Source organism: Ruegeria sp. B10 (assembly GCF_056539825.1).
This window is the reverse complement of record NZ_JBQFVP010000020.1, coordinates 1-19,138: the sequence shown is the minus strand read 5'-3', so window position 1 is coordinate 19,138 and position 19,138 is coordinate 1. Positions and strand designations below refer to the sequence as shown.

At 49.9% G+C, this 19,138-nt stretch carries 13 protein-coding genes; 12 read left to right on the top strand and 1 reads right to left on the bottom strand.

The window, feature by feature from the left end:
- The first annotated feature begins 2 nt into the window (after positions 1-2).
- From ACR0J4_RS21520 to ACR0J4_RS21465, 12 genes are all read left to right on the top strand, one after another.
- Positions 3-2,108, top strand: coding sequence for an NAD-dependent epimerase/dehydratase family protein (locus ACR0J4_RS21520; RefSeq protein WP_170644080.1), 2,106 nt, complete (start codon positions 3-5; stop codon positions 2,106-2,108).
- A complete protein-coding gene (locus ACR0J4_RS21515; RefSeq protein WP_170644078.1) occupies positions 2,108-3,466 on the top strand; it encodes an oligosaccharide flippase family protein in 1,359 nt (452 codons plus the stop codon). The genes ACR0J4_RS21520 and ACR0J4_RS21515 overlap by 1 nt, the downstream gene beginning before the upstream one ends.
- Positions 3,467-3,500: 34 nt before the next feature.
- Complete coding sequence (locus tag ACR0J4_RS21510) at positions 3,501-4,520, top strand: glycosyltransferase (protein ID WP_170644077.1); 1,020 nt, start codon at positions 3,501-3,503, stop codon at positions 4,518-4,520.
- The gene (locus ACR0J4_RS21505) at positions 4,517-5,821 is read left to right on the top strand and encodes a glycosyltransferase family 4 protein (protein ID WP_170644076.1); all 1,305 of its coding nucleotides are present in this window, start codon (positions 4,517-4,519) and stop codon (positions 5,819-5,821) included. Before ACR0J4_RS21510 ends, ACR0J4_RS21505 begins: the two co-directional genes overlap by 4 nt.
- Before the next feature lie 335 nt (positions 5,822-6,156).
- Positions 6,157-7,167 carry an ExeA family protein gene (locus ACR0J4_RS21500; RefSeq protein ID WP_480555553.1) on the top strand — a complete coding sequence of 337 codons (1,011 nt, stop codon included), beginning with the start codon at positions 6,157-6,159 and terminating at the stop codon, positions 7,165-7,167.
- A complete protein-coding gene (locus ACR0J4_RS21495; protein ID WP_170644075.1) occupies positions 7,164-8,723 on the top strand; it encodes a GumC domain-containing protein in 1,560 nt (519 codons plus the stop codon). The genes ACR0J4_RS21500 and ACR0J4_RS21495 overlap by 4 nt, the downstream gene beginning before the upstream one ends.
- Before the next feature lie 14 nt (positions 8,724-8,737).
- Positions 8,738-9,589, top strand: a complete 852-nt coding sequence (locus ACR0J4_RS21490; protein ID WP_170644074.1) for a CpsD/CapB family tyrosine-protein kinase — start codon at positions 8,738-8,740, stop codon at positions 9,587-9,589.
- Positions 9,590-9,652: 63 nt separating this feature from the next.
- On the top strand, positions 9,653-10,549 hold the full coding sequence (locus ACR0J4_RS21485) for a hypothetical protein (protein ID WP_170644073.1): 897 nt from the start codon (positions 9,653-9,655) through the stop codon (positions 10,547-10,549).
- A gap of 76 nt (positions 10,550-10,625) precedes the next feature.
- Positions 10,626-11,831, top strand: coding sequence for a glycosyltransferase family 4 protein (locus ACR0J4_RS21480; RefSeq protein ID WP_170644072.1), 1,206 nt, complete (start codon positions 10,626-10,628; stop codon positions 11,829-11,831).
- A gap of 146 nt (positions 11,832-11,977) precedes the next feature.
- Positions 11,978-13,444, top strand: coding sequence for a hypothetical protein (locus tag ACR0J4_RS21475; RefSeq protein WP_170644071.1), 1,467 nt, complete (start codon positions 11,978-11,980; stop codon positions 13,442-13,444).
- 320 nt (positions 13,445-13,764) lie between these two features.
- Positions 13,765-15,333, top strand: coding sequence for a GMC family oxidoreductase (locus ACR0J4_RS21470; RefSeq protein WP_170644070.1), 1,569 nt, complete (start codon positions 13,765-13,767; stop codon positions 15,331-15,333).
- Positions 15,326-16,105, top strand: coding sequence for an SDR family oxidoreductase (locus ACR0J4_RS21465; protein WP_170644069.1), 780 nt, complete (start codon positions 15,326-15,328; stop codon positions 16,103-16,105). The genes ACR0J4_RS21470 and ACR0J4_RS21465 overlap by 8 nt, the downstream gene beginning before the upstream one ends.
- A gap of 154 nt (positions 16,106-16,259) precedes the next feature.
- On the opposite strand, the gene ACR0J4_RS21460 is transcribed toward ACR0J4_RS21465, so the two are convergent.
- A complete protein-coding gene (locus ACR0J4_RS21460) occupies positions 16,260-18,959 on the bottom strand; it encodes a PA14 domain-containing protein (protein WP_170644068.1) in 2,700 nt (899 codons plus the stop codon).
- Between the last annotated feature and the right edge of the window lie 179 nt (positions 18,960-19,138).

Here is a 19,138-nt window from a genome sequence, read left to right as displayed (position 1 = left end):
CAATGGTAGGGCATGTTGTCAGAACCGGGATCGTTGGCGCCGGGAATATCGCGGCAAGGCATGTAGATGCAATCCGCGCCACCAAGGGGGTTGCCTTATCCGCGATCTGTGATGTGTCAGCCTCGGCCGCGCAGGCCCTGGCAGGGGCGACGGGAGCTCAGGCTTTTACCAGTCTGGATGAGTTGATCGCATCGGGGGCATGCGATGCTATTCATATTCTGACGCCACCGCCTTTGCACCGGAAACTAGCAGTGCAGGCTTTCCAGGCCGGGCTGCATTGCTACATCGAAAAGCCTGTTGCCCTGTCCTCAGTGGAAACACGGGATATCACCGAAGCCGCCGACAAAGCGGATCGCGTTCTGGGGGTTGGGCATAACTTCATGGGAAGTCCAAAATATCAAAGGCTTCAGCACCTATGCAAGACAGGTCAACTGGGACGGATTGCCGAAGCTGATATCCGTTGGAATTTGCCACTGGCACCGCTGCGGTCTGGACCGTTTGGCCTTTGGTTTCTCCGGTCCCGGGAAAATTTGCTGCTGGAACTCGGTCCACACCTGTTCGGTTTCGCGAATGATCTCTTTGGGGTGCCTGATATAGAGCACGTCTCGTTGGGTAAGCCTATTGAAATACCCGGGGCTGGCGGGGTACGTCCACAGAGTTGGCGGATCATGGCGCGGGCTGGCGATGTTGATCTGAACCTTTCCCTGTCGCTTGTTGAAACAACTGAGGACCGGTCCGTTACGGTTCGTGGCTCCAGCGGCATGGCACAGTTCGACTATGCGAACGATACATTGGTCAGGCGCTCTGAAAACAGTTCGGATGTCATCGTGAATGGTTTGCGGAACCAGGGAGCCTTGTCTTGGCAGCACCTGAGAGAGGGAGTCACAAACGCATCGCGTCAGCTGTTCTCACTTAATCGAAAATCCCCCTATGACATCAGCTTTCAAGGCGCCCTAGGTGCATTCTATGATGCTATACGGTCCGGTACTTCGATCGATCGCAGGTTCTCGGGCGCAAGCGCTGTTTCGGTCATGCAGGCGATAGATGACGTGCTGGCCATGTTGCCTCCTGACAAGCAGGTGGCAGCGCCCAAGCGAGAGCGTGATCCCAAGCCATCGGTGCTGGTTATTGGCGGCACCGGGTTTATCGGTCGTGCTTTGACAAGGGCACTGGTCGAACGAGGGCGGGATGTGCGGGTCCTTAGCAGGGGACGCACGGGACCGTTTGCCGATCTGCCCAAGCAGGTTGAAATCATGTCCGCTTCGTTGACGAACCCCGAAGATCTGGATCGGGCGATGCACGGGATCGACGCTGTCTACCACTTGGGCAAGTCGTTGGATTCGACATGGGAAGATTGCCTGAAAAATGATGTAGGCGTGACAGTTGCCATCGCCGAGGCGGCATTGCGGGCCGGGGTCAAGGCATTTGTCTACACCGGTACGATTGCATCGTATGATATGTCGGACCCGAATACAGTGATCACTGAACAGACCGGATTTTCTGACGATATGACAGATCGGAACCTCTATGCCCGATCAAAAGCGGAATCTGAGCGTCGATTGCTGGATATGCAGCACCAGCAAAACCTGCCATTGACGATCGCGCGCCCTGGGATCGTTGTCGGTGAAGGTGGTCCTTTGCAGCATTGGGGGATTGGCCGGTGGCACGGGGCGGGCGCGGTTCGTATCTGGAACCACGGTCGCAATGTGTTGCCCTTTGTGCTGATCGATGATGTTGCCGATGGTTTGGTGCGTATGATCGAAACGGAAGGTGCGATCGGTCAGAATTATAACCTGACAGGCGAGCCAATGTTTTCCGCCCGAGGGTATTTTGATGCGATCAACGAGCATCTAGGCGCACGCATTAGCGTGGATGCGGGCAACCCATATGTGTATTATATGGCTTCAAGCCTGAAATACTTGCTAAAACGACATGTGTTACGCAAGCACAATACGCCTTACACCTCTCTGAAAGATTGGAAATCTAGGGCACATTTTTCCCGTTTCGACAATCAGAAGGCGAAACGGGAATTGGGCTGGCAGCCTGAAATTTCGTCAGAGAAATTTGTCGCGAAAAGTATGGATAGTGTAAGCCTGTTTGGATTCTGATGGCTTGGGGTTTGCAAAGATTTTTCGGTACGGGCCTGAACGCCAGGCTTCTTCGAAGTTCGGCTTGGTCAGCTCTTGGCCATGTTGTTTATCAGGCCGTTCGTTTCGGCTCGAACCTGATACTAACAAGGCTTTTGTTCCCCGAAGCCTTTGGACTGATGGCCTTGATTATGGTTTTTGTCCTTGGCTTGGAGATGTTTTCAGATGTTGGAACGGCAGTTTCTATTCAGCGCAGCAAGAATGGAGACGATCCTGACTTCCTTAACACCGCATGGACACTACAGGTCATTCGTGGGGGTTTGTTATGGATCGCATGCTGTGCAATCTCCTGGCCTGTATCAATTTTCTACAATGAACCTTTCTTGGCCGTAGCGCTGCCAGTATCCGGCTTGACACTTTTGCTGTCTGGGCTCAATCCCACAAAGATACAGACGGCAACCCGGCATTTGGCCGTCGGTCGCTATACAATTCTTGCGCTTTTGACGCAGATTATCAGTCTGGTGTTTTCGATTGTCTTAGCCTGGTGGTTCCGGTCGACATGGGCGCTTGTCGTCAGCGGTGTATTTTCAGCGTTTGTCTATCTTGTTTTAATGACAGTATTCTTGGAGGGGAACAGGAACAGATTCAGGTGGCACAAGGCCGCGCTTGGCGAGCTGGTCACTTTCGGTCGATGGATCCTCCTCAGCACGCTCTGTGGGTTTATTTTAACCCAGGGCGACAAAGCAGTTTTGGGGAAATATCTCACAGCGGATAACCTGGGAATCTACAACATAGGCTTCTTTCTCGCGACCTTCCCAACCGCTCTTGCTGCCGCTGTTACAAACAAGATGCTCATCCCGATGTATCGGGAAAGACCCCCAGCCGCCTCTGCGCAAAACTATGCTAAAATCAGAAAGGCTAGGTTTGCTCTGACAGGGTTTCTTTTCATACTTCAACTGCCTCTTGTATTTGGCGGGGTGGTTATTGTGGAAATGCTGTATGACTCCCGCTTCTGGCTGGCTGGACCAATTGTTGTGGTGATGGCCTGTCTGAATATTCCAAACATAATCACTATAACTTACAGTCCCGCCGCGCTTGCAGCTGGGGATTCGCAAAGGCATTTTACATTTCAGTTTGTAAGAGCCACGCTCTATATCGCATTTTTTCTGTTTGGCGTGAGCACCTTGGGGCTTGTTGGGGCATTTCTGGGACAGCTGGCGGCCCATGTAGCAACGTATCCGGTTCTTGTTTGGCTGGCCCGCAAACATTCCGCCTGGGATGGGGCGCATGACATGATATGGTTTGGCGCTGGTCTTTGCCTGTCTGGGGCGGCGCTTTGGATAAATCGAGGCGCGTTATCGGAACTGAGTCTGTTATGAGCCTATTTTGATAAAAGAAACGGACTCCAACCTTATGTCACAATATATGCGCGACAAAAAAATTTCCGTAGCTATCGCTACATACAATGGAGAGCGTTACATCGGCGCGCTCATCGAATCCATATTGTCGCAAACACGACCACCCGATGAAATCATTTGTTCAGATGATGCATCATCCGACGATACCGTCCTGATACTAAAGGAGTTTGCACAAACGTCGACCATTCCAATACACATTATAGAGCGAGAGCGTAACGTGGGGATCGTGCAGAATTTTCTGTGCGGTTTTAGGAGTTGCACCGGGGATTACATAGCTTACTGCGATCAGGACGATGTTTGGCTTGAGGATAGGTTACTACAATTTCAAAATGGAATTTTAGATGACACGATGCATCTGATTTGCAGCCCCAGTTACATCTGTGATGCCAACTTGCAGGAAATTGCCCCGATTTACTATGATGTCAAACGAGACAAATGCCTGACATCGCCTGCTGTTTTCAATGCAGTACATGCCTGGGGGCACCAGATGCTTTTTTCCCGAAAGGCTTTGTCTGACCTTCTCTTGATGTATCAGAAATCAGGCTTTGAGTTTTCAGAGTTTGGTAGTTGCTTTGATTTTACAATCCCTTTCTCAGCTAGCCTTTCTGGTGATTTGCTGTTCCAAAAGAAACCACAACTCAAGTTCAGACGCCATTCAGCGTCAACTTCTGAAGCCGGGCACGACTTGGTAGAACTACGTGGTGGAGTGCGCGCCAAAGCAGTTGAAAGAATGAAACAGGCAGAGGTTCACTCTCTAATTCTGCAACAGGCATTAGAGACAATCGACTGGATGGTGGAGAACGGTCACGAGATAAGCCCACATGTCAGGGAAGCTTATCAACAAGAATTAGACTACATGAATTGCCGGCTGAATATATTTAAAAAGAGGAGCATTCCAGCGCGGCTTTTGGGGATGCTCAACAAAGACTATATTGGTTCCCTACGCCGCAATGGTAGTGGGCGATCGAATCTCAGAGAAGCGGCTGTAGACGCTATTGCGGTGATATCCCTGTGAGCGATCGAACCAACCGAAAAATCCGGCCTCTCTTAATTGCAGAAGAGGCCAATCCAGAATGGGTCAGCGTCCCGCTTGTCGGGTGGTCGCTTGCCCGTGCTATTGCTCAAAGAACCAATGCACATATTGTTACACAGATTAGAAATCGCGATGCCTTTCTGAGGGCTGGACTGATTGAAGGTGAAGATTTTACAGCCATTGATAGTGAGCAATGGGCCGCAAAGGCTGACAAGATCGGAACAGCGCTGCGCATGGGGCGAGGCAAAGGCTGGACAACAGTCATGGCACTAGGAGCCTTGGCATATCCGTTCTTTGAAAAACTGGTGTTCGAGAAATTTGGCGCCGATATAGAGCAGGGAAAGTTTGATCTCGTTCATCGGATCACGCCTCTCAGTCCAACTGTAGTCAGCCCGCTTGCTACTAAATGTGAACATGTGGATACGCCATTCATGATAGGCCCGATCAACGGTGGCATCCCTTGGCCAGCCGGTTTTGAGACCGAACGCTGGAGAGAGCGGGAATGGCTATCTTATATTCGCAAAATATATAGGTTTGCCCCAGGTCGACGGCGCTCTTTGAACGCGACGCGCGCCATTATTTGCGGCTCGCGGCACACACAAAGTGAAATCCCCCACAACCAACAACACAAATGCACTTACATCCCTGAAAATGCGATAGACCCTGCCCGCTTTTCGCTTGGCCCAAAGCCAGATATCGGACACCCGATCCGCGCCTGCTTTATCGGACGCTTGGTTCCGTACAAAGGGCCGGACATGTTATTGGAAGCAATTTCCGGTTTTCTATCATCTGGACAGGTCACACTCGACATTATCGGTGATGGTCCGATGCGCGCGGACCTCGAAAAACTCGCGGATCACCTTGGTATTGCAGACCGTGTCACTTTCCATGGGTTTGTTGCACATGAACAGGTGCAGACCATCGCACGTGACTGCGATCTGTTTACCTTTCCAAGTGTCCGCGAATTTGGTGGAGGCGTTGTTCTTGAGGCAATGTCATTGGGTGTGGTTCCAATTGTGGTCGGCTATGGTGGGCCTGGAGAACTTGTTACACAGGAAACCGGCTTCATTGTTCCAATTGGATCCCGGGACAGTATTGTCGCCAACTTGCGTAAAATCGTAGAGAAGGCCATCGCTAATCCTGAAGACCTTGTTCAAATGAAGCAGGTGGCGCGAAGGCGCGTTTTTGACTTGTACACTTGGGATAAAAAGGCCGAACAAGTGCTGCAAGTGTATGAGTGGGTATTGGGGCAGAGAGGAGAGCGGCCCACTCCGTTTGAATAGTCTGCCATAAGAGGCACCTTAATAAGCGGCCCGAGACGTGTTAGAGATTTGTTTCCAATTGATATGCAAAGCGGTCAAAAATGTACTTTTATCTCGGCGTGATACACTGATGTGTTCTGCAGTAAATATTAATTGCGCCTGACACGTCTGAAATAAATATTCATGCGCTCCGTGCGACGAAGAAGTGAATGCATGTACGTCTTCCCGTGTCCTATGATGGGGCATAGGTTAGTACCGTCTTCGACAAAGATGGGGTGAAGTATTTGGGTGTATAAGACCCGATGTGAGTTTCGCATACTGTGTGCGGGAAAGTGTTGTGTGATAAGGTGTATCAGTTGGGTAAAGTTGCAACCGGGAATATCGTTGCGCCCGTCAGCCAGCCTCGGATTGGCACAGTGACGAAGCGCTCCGGGCAAAGTGGGCAAACTACATTGAGTATCGACCCTGGTCATAAACCAGAAAACCATCAAGCTGCCGCGCGCGGTAGCTCGTCGTTGGATATCTACAATGAACATTTTGGACTGACCGAGCGCCCATTTTCGTTGTTACCGGACCCTGAATTTCTGTTCTGGTCTGAAAACCATCAGCGCGCTTATACCATGCTGGAATATGGCATTTTGACTCGCGCTCCGATTACGTTGATCACTGGAGATGTCGGTGCAGGTAAAACGACGCTTTTGCATCATCTTCTGAATTCGGTAGAGCATGATGTAAAAATTGGCTTGATCGCCAATGCACATGGTGATCGTGGCGAACTACTGCGTTGGGTCTTGATGGCTCTGGATCAACCCGCCCCTCCCAACGCGACTTATGTCGATCTATTTGCAGCTTTTCAGAGCTATCTGATCAAGGTCTACGCTGAAGGCCGCCGGGTCATCCTGATCTTTGATGAAGCTCAAAACCTAAACTCGGAATCTCTGGAAGAGCTGCGGATGTTTACGAACATCAACTCAAATAAAGATGAACTTTTGCAACTTGTTCTTGTTGGGCAACCAGAGCTTCGAGACATTATTAACCGTGTCGAATTAAGACAATTCGCCCAACGCGTCGCATCCAGTTTTCATCTTAATGCAATGGATGCGCGTACAGTGCGTAAATATGTCGGACATCGGTTGAAGGTCGCCGGTGCTATGAAAAACCTTTTCAGTCCGGCCGCGACCCAGTTGGTTTATGAGATGACTGGTGGTGTCCCGCGCCTCGTTAACCAGCTATGTGATCTCGCAATGGTTTACGCATTCACACGAGGACAAAAGAGAGTTGATGTGAAGACGATTCAGCGCGTTTTGGATGATGGGGCATTTTTTGCAGCCAGCTTGCACGACCGGAAGGACGACCTTGAGTCATGATGGACGAAATCCGCTTTTATTGGTCGCTCTTTCTTCGACGACTGCCCTATCTTTCAATCATAGTTTTAGCCTGTACGATTGCCGGGGTGTTTGTAGCGGTCACCTTACCCCCGGTTTACAGGGCACAAACACGGCTTGTGGTCGAATCCCCACAAATTCCCGGCGAATTGGCATCGTCAACCGTTCAGGCCAGCGTCGTCGAAATACTCGAAGTTATCCAACAGCGCATTATGACCCAGGACAATCTTCTGGAGCTATCAAAACGCTTTGATTTGCATGCGGACAAACCAGGCCTGTCGTCCGAGGAAATCGTTGAAGATATGCGGGAGCGCATCCGCATTGAGCTGCCATTTTTCAGTGTGGGCAATCGGGCTTCTTTTGTACCGATATCGTTTGACGCCTCAACGGGTGAGAAGTCGGCACTGGTTGTTGACGAGCTAGCGGAGCAAATTCTACGAGAAAACATGGCTATGCGAACTTCGGCGACGGGGCAAACGCTGGCGTTTTTTGTTCAAGAGGTGGCCCGGCTGGATGACGAGTTGGGCGTGCAGGGGGCAAAAATACTTGAGTTCAAAGAGGCACATAAAGATGCCCTGCCCGATAGCTTGGATTATCGCCGCAGCCGGCAATCCTCATTGCAAGAGCGTGTTCTGCAACTTGAGCGTGAACTATCAGGCTTGCGTGACAGGCGCTCTCGCCTGGTTGAGATATATGAACGAACAGGTCGACCGGATATCCTTGGTGAGAGTCTAACTCCAGAGCAGCGTCAACTTAGGCAGCTCCAAGACCAGCTTGCTTCTGCATTGGTAATCTATTCTCCGGAGAATCCTCGGATCAAATCCCTACAAGCTCAGATCGCAGCGCTGGAGGCTGCGAATATCCAGCTTGGTTTAGGGACCGAAACTGCTCCGAACATCACAGCTTTTGAATTGCAGCTATCGGACATAGATGGGCAAATCGAGTTCATTGAAGGAGAGAGAGACACCATTCTGTCAGAGTTGGACGCTCTCAAGATATCCATTGATGCAACACCAACCAATGCTATAGCGCTAGGCACATTGGAACGCGACTACGAGAATTTACGGTTACAATATACCCAAGCCACTGCGAGCCTCGCAGATGCACGTACTGGAGATCAGATTGAAGCACAGTCACGTGGGCAAAGAATATCGGTGGCCGAACAAGCCATTGTGCCAACAAGCCCAGCAGAACCAAAGCGCAAACTCATTGTCGCCGCAGGGTTGGCCGGTGGCTTGGGGTTGGCTGGCGGGATATTTCTGCTCATGGAACTGCTGAACAGCACAATTCGGCGGCCTTCGGATGTGGCATCACAGCTGGGTCTACAGGTGTTCGGCGCAGTCCCCTACATGGAGACACCGAAGCAAGCCGCTCTACGACGTAGCAAAGTAGCACTATTGTTTGTTGTTATGGGGGTTATTGCGTGCGGTAGCCTTTATTTGATCCACCTGCATTATATGCCATTTAATCTGATAGCCGATGGTTTGGTGGAAAAGTTAGGATTTGGAGAGATCCTTGGCCGCTTTGAAGCTGGGTAAAAGAGAGTACTGATATGGAGCGTATTCAGTCAGCCATTCAGAAAGCCCGCAAAGCCAGAGAACAGAGTTCTCCCGAGCAGCAGGATTTCGTTTCCGAAAAAGCTACGGCACTTGCAACCGGAGTACCGCAAGCCACTCCGGCTCGGGAGACCGAAGGGAGCAAGCATTTCTGGAGAGAGTTACCAAAACTACATCTACAGTCCAAAACCCTGCGCAACGCCCAGATTGTTACGGATCAAGCGGGAGGAGCTACTGCGCCTTTTGATGCATTGCGAACACGTATGTTGTACCAAATGCGCGCCAACAAATGGAGCCGCATCGCGATCACTTCACCAGGCAGTGCCTGCGGAAAAACAACCCTTTGCATGAATCTGGCCTTTGCATTAGCGCGCCAGCGCGACCTCAGGACATTGGTGGTGGATCTGGATATGCGCAAGCCCTCCATTGCCCAAGCACTAGGGCTTGCTCAGCAACTGAACTTTCCCGATGCGCTCAGAGGCAATAGCGCGCCGGAAGAACATATGGTGTGCTACGATGAGAAGCTAATTTTTGCTGTAACGCGCCAGCCAGCGGAAAGCCCTGCCGAGCTTTTACAAGAAAAAGGCGCCGCGCATGTCATCGACGATCTAGAAGCGCGCTATATGCCGAATGTCATATTGTTTGATACGCCACCAATGCTTGCATGCGATGATACATTCGCTTTCCTCGATCAGATTGATGGGGTGTTGCTGGTGGCAGCCGCCGAGAACACCACGTTGGAAGAGCTTGAAAAATGCAAGCAGGAGATTGAGACGCGCAGTAACCTGATGGGGGTTGTTCTTAACAAATGTAGGTATCTTAATCGAGAGGATAGCTACGGTTACTAATCCTTGCAGAAGTCGCGCGTTATACGATTGGCAAGGTCAATAAACCTTACTGTGGAGTTCAGAGTGTTTATCTTACAGATCATCAAACGAGTGGTTTTCCTTGGCGCTTTCCTAAGCTTTGTGCCGGCCTTATCGGTGCAGGCACAACAGCAGAAAATCTATGTTTTCGGAAACAGCCTCTTTCATCATCTGAGCGACAGCGATACCACCACGGTTCCGCATTGGCTGGCCTTATTGGCCAGCCAACAAGGCCAGCGCTTTACTCTGGACGGTGAATGGGGATTCCTCCGAAATTTTGCATCCAATCCCGAACCCATTCCAAACTGGTCTTTCAAGGCTGTTAGATCGGGTTGGGACAGTGAGCAGACCCGGTTTTCCAGATCCGGTATCAATAAGATCATCATTGTTCCGGCCAATTTCATCCAATGGCAGTCCCCAGATGCACTTTATGTGGACGACGGAGAAAAGACATCCCCGGTAGAGGCAACCGGAAAGCTCATGGGGCTGGTTGCAAAGGCGCGCCCCACTGCCAAATTCTATATTTATGAAGGATGGGCGGAACTTGCCGGGTTCGGCAACGGCTTCCCTCCCGGACCAAGCGGTATGGAAGAGTACTACTCATACAATGCCGGCGCATACCATGACTGGTACGTTGATTATATCGACGGTTTACCAAAAGAGCATACTGTCGAACTTATCCCGGTGGCGACAGTCCTTTCACAATTGCTGACAAGCACGCCACTGGATCAGCTAACTCCTCAAGATCTCTACCTAGATGACGCCCCGCATGGCACGCCTACACTGTATTTCCTTGCGGCAATGATCACCTACGCGGCTATTTTCGACAGTCCGCTTCCATCAGAGTTTGTCGCTCCTCAATCGGTGCATCCTGTTGTCGCAAAAGCATATTCTGAAATCGCCAATACAATACCAGACTTACTTGCCGAATACGGTTTGTAGCCAGAAACAGATGGGAATACCACCTTAGCCGATAAGTCGAAAGGTGGTGTTTCCTTGGGTCAATTTTGATCAAAAAATGGAAATAGACGCCTTATCAATGCCACAACGTCTGCAAATAGCCTATCTATGCGATAGATCGCCCTTGGACAAAAATGTCTATTCAGGTGGTAACGCTCAGATATTCAAAGCATTGGAAACGCATGTAGGTGAAGTTCACATCTTGAACAACGACTGGGGATTGGCGAAGCCGATTTATCGTTTGATCGAGGCTTTACCCGAAGCCCTAAACATCCGTTTGAAATGGCGTGTACATGTGCTGCTTTCGCGCATTATTGCAATCGGCATAAACAGACAGCTCAGGCAGAAAAAATATGACCTGTTATTTGGGGCGTATTCGTTTCATTCACTAGCAAATGTAGTCAGTTCATCCGATGTATTTAGAGTTTATACATCAGACGCCACGATGACGACGTATAGAGAGTCCGAGATTGGGCAAGCTTTTGGCAGCTATGTTGGACTGTCCCGCTATCTGGACCCCTTATTTTATAGGGCTGAAAGGAAAGTCTTTAATTCAATGGATCTTCTACTTTGGCCTTCACAGTGGATGAAGTCTATCGCTGATGCTCGTTATGGTCTGGCTCCTCCTCAATCTGTCATGGTACCTTGGGGCGCTAATACCACGCCAACCAGCTATGAAAGTGATGTATCTGAGTTTTCGTCAACTGGGCCTGTCAAGTTGCTATTGATTGGCCGGGACTGGAAAGCGAAAGGCGGGCAACTTGCTTTTGAAACAATGATGGCTTTGCGCGCCAGAGGCATTGATGCCAGACTGGAAGTCATTGGCACAACGCCGCCAGAAGAGCACATAAATGAACACGTCAAGTTATATGGGCATCTCAACAAAAATGACCCCGAGCAATTCAAGCAGTTTGAGAAGACTTTGCAGCAAGCGCATTTTTTGCTTCAACCGTCATTTGAAAGCTACGGCTTCGCCTTCTGCGAGGCGTCTGCCTATGCTTTACCATCACTTTGTTTGCGCGTAGGAGGCGTACCTGTACGAGATGGCTTTAACGGACATGCCCTACCTGAAGGATCCGATGCCGAGGGCTTTGCAGACGTTATCCTAAGATATGTTAACGACCCTACTTCATACCGCGAATTGCGCAAATCAACCCGAAAAGAGTATGAAGAGAAGCTAAATTGGGACGCATGGGGAAAACAGGTCGCCTCAATAATCGCCGCTCGTGGTGTAACTGAAAAGAGTTGTGATGGGGTGAGCTAACCCAAAGCATGAAGGTAAACAGTCGAGTGCTCCATCAGAAAAACAGCTGGTAAGGCAAATCAGCTCATACGTAACATGAGAGCATTTCTATCCACACAACGTATGATATTAAGAGAGTGAACCGGGCACAATAAACGCGTAAATGAATGTTTGATGATATTACGCCAAATCTTCTAGCCTACCTCGTATTATTCGGGTGGCCAGTCGTTGTATTTATTCTTTTTAAGAAACTGAATATTCAGACGGCACTTATTAGTTCCATTCTGGCTGGGCATCTACTGCTCCCAAGTAGACTTGGGTTAGATATGCCACTTATTCCCATACTGGACAAAATCACAATCCCGAGTCTGGCTTGCTTTTTAGCATGCTTGCTCTTTGATAAGAGCAGAAAAAAACCAGCGACAAAAATAAGTGGTACAGATAAAGAAAAAGTAAATCGCGTGGATTTACTATATAAAACCCTTTTGCTTTTTCTCTTTGCCACTCCATTTGTGACTGTGGTAACCAATTTTGAACCAATAATTTTTGGGCCAACATACATACCCGGTCAAAGTTTTTACGACGCCATCGGATTATGCGGATTATTGCTATTCACAATCCTCCCTCTACTACTTGGTACCAAATATTTGTCTACACCGGAAAGTCATATCACCATTTTAAAGGCGCTGTGTATTGCGGCTCTTTTATATTCGGTATTGGTTTTATTGGAAGTCCGCCTAAGCCCTCAACTGAACAGGTTGGTTTATGGGTATTTCCCGCACAGCTTTGAACAACACATCCGCAATGGCGGGTACAGGCCAATTGTATTCCTTCTGCATGGGTTATGGGTTGGAATATTCCTATGTAAGGCGACTATAGCGTCAGCCATTCTATGGAAAATTTACGGAAATTCAAAAAATGGCATACTTTATTTCTACGCAACGATTTACCTCCTATTAGTTTTATTTGTATCCAAGAACTTTGGCGCTTTTCTCATTACGGTAGTTACGCTGATTTTTATTTCATTTTCCGGAGTAAAAAGGTCTTTGATAATATCAGTATTGGCTTCAATTCTTTTGGTAAGCTATCCACTACTGCGCCATTACGATGTTGTTCCAACTCAGTTTTTCATAGAAACCGCAGCCAAGATTAATGAGGAACGCTCACGCTCACTTGAATATCGTGTTGATATGGAGGACTCCCTTTTAGAAAGAGCCATGGAGAAACCTGTCGCTGGGTGGGGACTTTGGAGTCGTGGCGCAGTATATGATCCACAAACAGGTCAGAACCTGTCGGTTTCTGATGGCATTTGGATAATAACGATCAGCGCCTTTGGCTGGATGGGATACCTTTCCCTGTTCGGCTTATTCGCGTTTCCGATTTTGACTCTGTACGCACGGCGCAAAAAGACCCCGCTACCGATTGCGACGGTCGGTTTGTCGCTTGTTTTGGCAGCAAATCTCATCGATTCCATTCCAAATGCCGCTTTGAGTCCTGTCATGTATCTAATCTCTGGCGCTCTCATCGGATACTGCCGAAAAAACCTGTACAATAATCCTTCTCCAGAGACAGTGTTGCCAGAGGAGATACAGCCAAAGCCGAGAACGCCAATAACACGGACACGTCGAACTTAGAGACTGCAGGGTTGAGAGTTTCTATTTTCTCCCAGCCTGCTGAGTGCTTCACCAGATCCAAGCTCTACGCACCGTAGGCTTTTGCAAATCATACATTGTTGGAGCAATCTGTTAAAATATTGAGGGTAAAAGCTAATATAGTCAGAGTTTCCCATGTCGTAGTTTCCTCCGCCCTCGTCAGAAGTCGCTGTCGCTAAGAAATCAGGAAAGCTGATGGTTACGAAGGTGTAGAGACGGTTTTGTTTTCCCCTCTACCCCATCATAGTTTACGCCGTGATGTATTTTGTTAGAAGTTGTCTCTCAATCTCCAAAGAGGCCGTATGAAAGAGTTCACCGAGAAAATTTGGGATGTGATTGTCATAGGGACGGGCATCGGTGGCGGAACAATCGGACGAGCTTTGTCGGAGGCGGGCTTGTCAGTACTTTTTCTCGAAAAAGGCCGAAAGGGCTCAGGGGCCGAACAACAATCCTTTTCCTACGCGCTTTCCGATCCGGCTGCTCGGGAGGTGCGCGGGTATTGGCCAAAGCCCTTTCAAGCTATCGTAGACAACACCTCAGTTGAGTTTTTTGGTCCGTTAGGGTCTGGTGTTGGAGGCTCATCAAATTTCTATGCCGCAGCTTTTGAACAGCCTGAAAGACACGATCTAGACGACGTTGATGAAATACCCCACCAGACGGGTGGATGGCCGGTGTGTTTCGACGACTTCAAACCGTATTTTGACAAAACGCGATCGCTTTACAGTGTGTTCGGTCAACAAAATCCTTTGGCATCTGAACCTGTCGACTTGCGTCCTACGCCACAAGATACTGACGTCGAGCGGGAAATCATAACCTCTTTGCAAAAGGCCGGATTGCATCCATACCGAAGCCACACAGCACTCAAGGCAATTCCAAACTGCAAAAATTGCTTCGGCTCAAAATGCCCCTACAATTGCAAACAAGACGGGCGCTCTGCAGGGGTGGAACCCGCCCTGGCAACAGGTCGCGCGGCTCTTCTGGACAATTGCGAGGTAACCAGAATAAGAGGCACCCGCAGCAGCGTTTCGGAACTTGAGACCCGAAGGCACGGAGAGGTGCTGACCTTCAGGGCGCACCGTTACATCCTGTCCGCAGGGGCGCTAAGATCCCCCCATGTGCTTTTACAGTCAGCTTCAGAATACTGGCCAAACGGATGCGCCAACGAAAATGACCTCGTCGGACGCAATCTGATGTTCCACCTCAATGAGGTATTTGCCCTCTGGCTGCCAAGTCACACGCAAGCAACAACCAAGACCATAACAGTGCGGGATTTTTATACCTTTGATGCCGAGCATTATGGGCTTGTACAAGCACTTGGAACCACCGCATCTTATGGTGAGATCGTTCATGCCCTCAATCAGATGTATGACCGTTCTTTCTTACGCTTTGTTCCTGTCTTACGTCAGTTCAATCGAATACCAGCTGCAGTGCTAATAAAAATGCTTGGTAGCGCCCAAATATTTGTGGGTTCACTTGAAGATTATCCATATCCGGAAAATAGAATTATCAAGGCATCTGACCCAGATGTTGTGAGGTTCCAATATAATTTTTCACCAGAGCTTCTGGCGCGGCGGAAAAGATTTAGGAAGAGGATATCGAAGAAAATGAAGGGTTTGCGCACTCTCTTCCTAAACCCACGGCCCGAGTTAAACTATGGGCACCCTACAGGCACTCTCTGTTTCGGCAATGACCCAAGAAAAAGTGTTCTTAACAAGAACTGCCAAGTACATAATATCAAGAACCTCTATGTGGTTGATGCGTCCTTCATGCCAACATCCACCGGTGTGAATCCCAGTCTGTTGATCGCCTCAAACGCCTTGCGTGTTGCCGACAGCATTCTAAAAAGCTTTGGCGAGGAAACACATGGCTGATTTGAAGGGAGGGGTTGCAGTTGTAACCGGAGCCGGTTCCGGCCTGGGTCAAGCATTGGCGTTGCGACTATGTCAAAGTGGTATCCGCGTCGCTGGACTTGGCCGACGGATTGAAACCCTTGAGCAAACACGGCACTTAGCCGGGTCACGCATGTTTTATCCGTATCATGCTGATATCACAGATAATAAAAGAGTATGCGAGGTTGTGTCCGACATCAACGCAACTCTGGGTACAATCACCGTTCTCGTAAACAATGCTGCGGTTAATCCTCAAAGAGATTTTCTGGATGAGACAGCAGATAGCTTTGCAGAAACGGTATCTATAAATTTAGGCGGTACTGTTACAGTAAGCCGCGCTGTTCTCGAGAGCATGGTGCAAACAGGGTTTGGCCGTATCCTCAATGTGTCGAGTTTTGCTGGAGATGCACCACAGCCAACACGTTGCGCCTACAGTGTTTCAAAAGGAGCACAACGTATCTTCAGCGAAGCATTAATTGCTGATCTCAGTGACCGCTACCCCGATATTATCATCAGTACATGGATGCCCGGCATACTTGCAACTGATATGGGTGTTCCCACTGGGATTTCCCCTGACGACGCGGCCATCTGGGGAACACATCTCGCCTTGACCCACGATAGAAGTCTCATGGGAACAATATTCGAGCGAAACCAAGAAATATTGCCGCCGCGGTCCCTTCGACAAAGTCTAAAAGACCTACTACTCTTCAAAAGACCTAGGCCGCGAGTCATAGCGCCTGAAACATCCACCTAATACCCGTGGGTGCTTGAAGAACTCCTCCTGTGAACTCGGGACAGCCTAGTTCATTGGCCTGCTCGCCTACCAAAAGCTTTAGCGTTCTGTGATCATACCGCATCAAGCGGAACTTGATACGGTATGGAAGGCATGCCACGTACAGAGGGGTTTGCTATAAATCCCAGGTTTCTTCTATCGTAACCGTAACTGTCGCTTGTGAAACGGTTCCCTGATCATCCGAAATCCAATAGTCGAAACTGTCTGTTCCCAGAAATTCGGAATCCGGAGTGTAAAGGACCGTGTCATCGTCCTGAATGAGCGCAGTACCGTTGCTGGGGGTGCCCAGTTCGATCAGGTCTATAGGAACATCAAACGGGTTGTCATCATTTGCAAGAACATCAATTAATACCGCCTGATCTGTAATAGTGGTCGCGGTGTCATCATTTGCTGTTAGCTGTTCAGGGTCGGACCCTTCAGCATCATACGCCATGCTATCCTCTGAGGCCACAGCATCCGAGAATGTTCCTTCTGCCCGCACTTCCCACCACGCAGGATTCTGCGCGTTAAACTCGACAAGGGCATCCCAACGAGATGTTTCATCATCGAGGTGGCGGAGCGCGCCCCAGCTGCCCCATTGCGAGGGGCCCGAAACAGCAACGAAAGCATTGAACATCGTTCCGCCCGCATCTCTCCATCCCTCAAGCAGTTCCATGTAGAGCATGCCCATTTCGTCGGAATAGTTAAGATGTTGGAAAAATTCGCTCAGAACTTGATCGTTCACCCACTCGAAAGCGCTGACAACATGCGTCCCACCTTCGTACATTACCATGGTCATCCCATGGGATTCAGCAACTTGCGCGTGATAGGCGAACTCTCCGAACAATTCCTGAAGTGACCCATAGGGGTCGCCCGTTATCGAACCATCACGCAGCTCCTGAACCACCAGTTCCATTGCATAGTTATACTGGTTCTCTAGAAGATAGGCAGCGCGCTCGGCACCGGTCAGACCAAGCGCATCAGCATCTGCCGTTGCGCGACTGATTGACTCGACAACCCACTCCCTAACTGTTGCTGCTTTCTCATTGCCCAATGAGCCACCAAAATAACCAGTTACTGCATAAGCATCAAAATATGTATGAGGTGCTCGATCTTGATCGGCATCGCTTGCAAGCCATTGAGCCGCATTCAGGATTGGTTCTTCCAATCCAGGCCATCCAGTTTGTGTTGCAATGACTTTAACGAGGCGTTCGTCTGCATCTGTCCCATAAACTTGGTCCAAGACTTCTGCCATTTCCACCGATCTCAGAGCATAATACTGTAACCACGCATCGTGCTGTCCCGGCCAAAGCTCCTGCCCCATTGCATTCGCCCATTGAGTCTGCTCGAACATCCAGTTCCAGACTTCATTCGAATATTCGAAATGTGCCTTTAGGTGCGGATCAAGATTGTCACGAACATATGTAGCAAAATTCTCTATATATTCGGGCGTTGCAAGATGCGGGATATTGAACCATGGATCGGTACCAGTCAGGTTGGCCAGTTCCACCATAACTTCAACAGGCACGCCACCGGCTCCGCCCGTCCAACTGAAACTGTCTACCTGCGGTCTATCTGCCCATTCAGACTGCGTGGAATTGTTGGTGTTCATCCAGTCCATGAAGCGCAGAGACCGCATATCTTCGATCAACCCTACAAAATCAGGGTTGAAGATTTCCCCGGCTTCGAAAGCTGAAAGATTGTTTTCGTGAACAACCGAAATATTGCGGATATGATTACCATCCGAACCTGTCCGCAAAATATCTATACCGATAGTTTCAAACTCACCCGGGATATACTCAAACCAGATCTCACCGTTTCCATATTCGATGTTGCGGGCACCGTTAATGACGATTTCGCCTTCGCCATCGTAAGTTAGCCGATAACGCCCAGCCAGTGACGTCGCCTCTGCCGGCTGAGCCGTAAAAATATGTGTTCCGATCCGATCAACGCCGCTTGGGATTTCCGTAGGCCAACCATTCTCATCCAAAACACCGGCATCCAAAAGCTCTTGATATTCGACCCCTCCCCACCGATCTGGCTCATGCCCTATCCATTCTCGAGCCGTTTTAAATACATCAATGAAAGGGTTCTCGGTTGACCAATCGATAATCCCTGTCAATCCGACTCCGATCGACGGGTCGGAAATAGAACCAGTGCTGCCCGCGGGACCACCGGTGTCGCCACCATCAGTATTATCACCGGCGTCGCCTGACCCTGTGTCGCCACCATCAGTATTATCACCGGCATCGCCTGACCCTGTGTCGGCACCATCAGTATTATCACCGGCGTCGGCTGACCCTGTGTCGGCACCATCGGTATTATCACCGGCGTCGCCTGATCCTGTGTCTCCGCCACCCCCGGTCTCACCCGAGTTGGCACTCCCACCAGCATCGTTATGACTAAACGCCTCACCTTCGATGACCTGACGCTGGTCACTGCTGTCCGGACCGGACCATTCCAACTGCAAGGACGCATCTCCATCCCGCTCGAAATAGCGAATTTCAATATCATGCGATCCGGAATCCAACTCCAGCGTAACGCGCTGTTCGACATCGCCGTGCAGACCGTCATTGTCGATCACCGGCTCGCCGTTGAGATAAAGTGCGGAACCATCATCCGAGGTCAGGAAGAATGTATAGAGGCCCGCCGTGGCAACATTCAGATTGCCGGTATAGCGCGCGGCAAAATTATCTGTAGCCCCCCCTCTCCAGAAACTACCTTCAGCGTATCGTGTCGCCAATCTGTCAACGCTTTCTGTTGCGGAAGGTTGCGCATCAAAATCAATATCTGAAAGCCGCGAGACGCCATGGGACAAACTAAAGTATTGAGCCATCAGTCCACTTGTCCAGGCATCACCCGAGCCGGTGTCCCCGGTCCCCGTGTCACCGCCAGTATCACCCGAGCCGGCGTCTCCGGTCCCTGTGTCACCGCCGGTATCACCCGAGCCGGTGTCCCCGGTCCCTGTGTCACCGCCAGTATCACCCGAGCCGGTGTCTCCGGTCCCCGTGTCAC

Bases quoted from the DNA above. Each gene is read 5' to 3' on its own strand.
- ACR0J4_RS21465 (WP_170644069.1), top strand. From the start codon at position 15,326: ATGGCTGATTTGAAGGGAGGGGTTGCAGTTGTAACCGGAGCCGGTTCC.
- ACR0J4_RS21460 (WP_170644068.1), bottom strand. From the start codon at position 18,959: ATGGCTCAATACTTTAGTTTGTCCCATGGCGTCTCGCGGCTTTCAGAT.
- ACR0J4_RS21480 (WP_170644072.1), top strand. From the start codon at position 10,626: ATGGAAATAGACGCCTTATCAATGCCACAACGTCTGCAAATAGCCTAT.
- ACR0J4_RS21495 (WP_170644075.1), top strand. From the start codon at position 7,164: ATGATGGACGAAATCCGCTTTTATTGGTCGCTCTTTCTTCGACGACTG.
- ACR0J4_RS21520 (WP_170644080.1), top strand. From the start codon at position 3: ATGGTAGGGCATGTTGTCAGAACCGGGATCGTTGGCGCCGGGAATATC.
- ACR0J4_RS21515 (WP_170644078.1), top strand. From the start codon at position 2,108: ATGGCTTGGGGTTTGCAAAGATTTTTCGGTACGGGCCTGAACGCCAGG.
- ACR0J4_RS21510 (WP_170644077.1), top strand. From the start codon at position 3,501: ATGTCACAATATATGCGCGACAAAAAAATTTCCGTAGCTATCGCTACA.
- ACR0J4_RS21475 (WP_170644071.1), top strand. From the start codon at position 11,978: ATGTTTGATGATATTACGCCAAATCTTCTAGCCTACCTCGTATTATTC.
- ACR0J4_RS21490 (WP_170644074.1), top strand. From the start codon at position 8,738: ATGGAGCGTATTCAGTCAGCCATTCAGAAAGCCCGCAAAGCCAGAGAA.
- ACR0J4_RS21470 (WP_170644070.1), top strand. From the start codon at position 13,765: ATGAAAGAGTTCACCGAGAAAATTTGGGATGTGATTGTCATAGGGACG.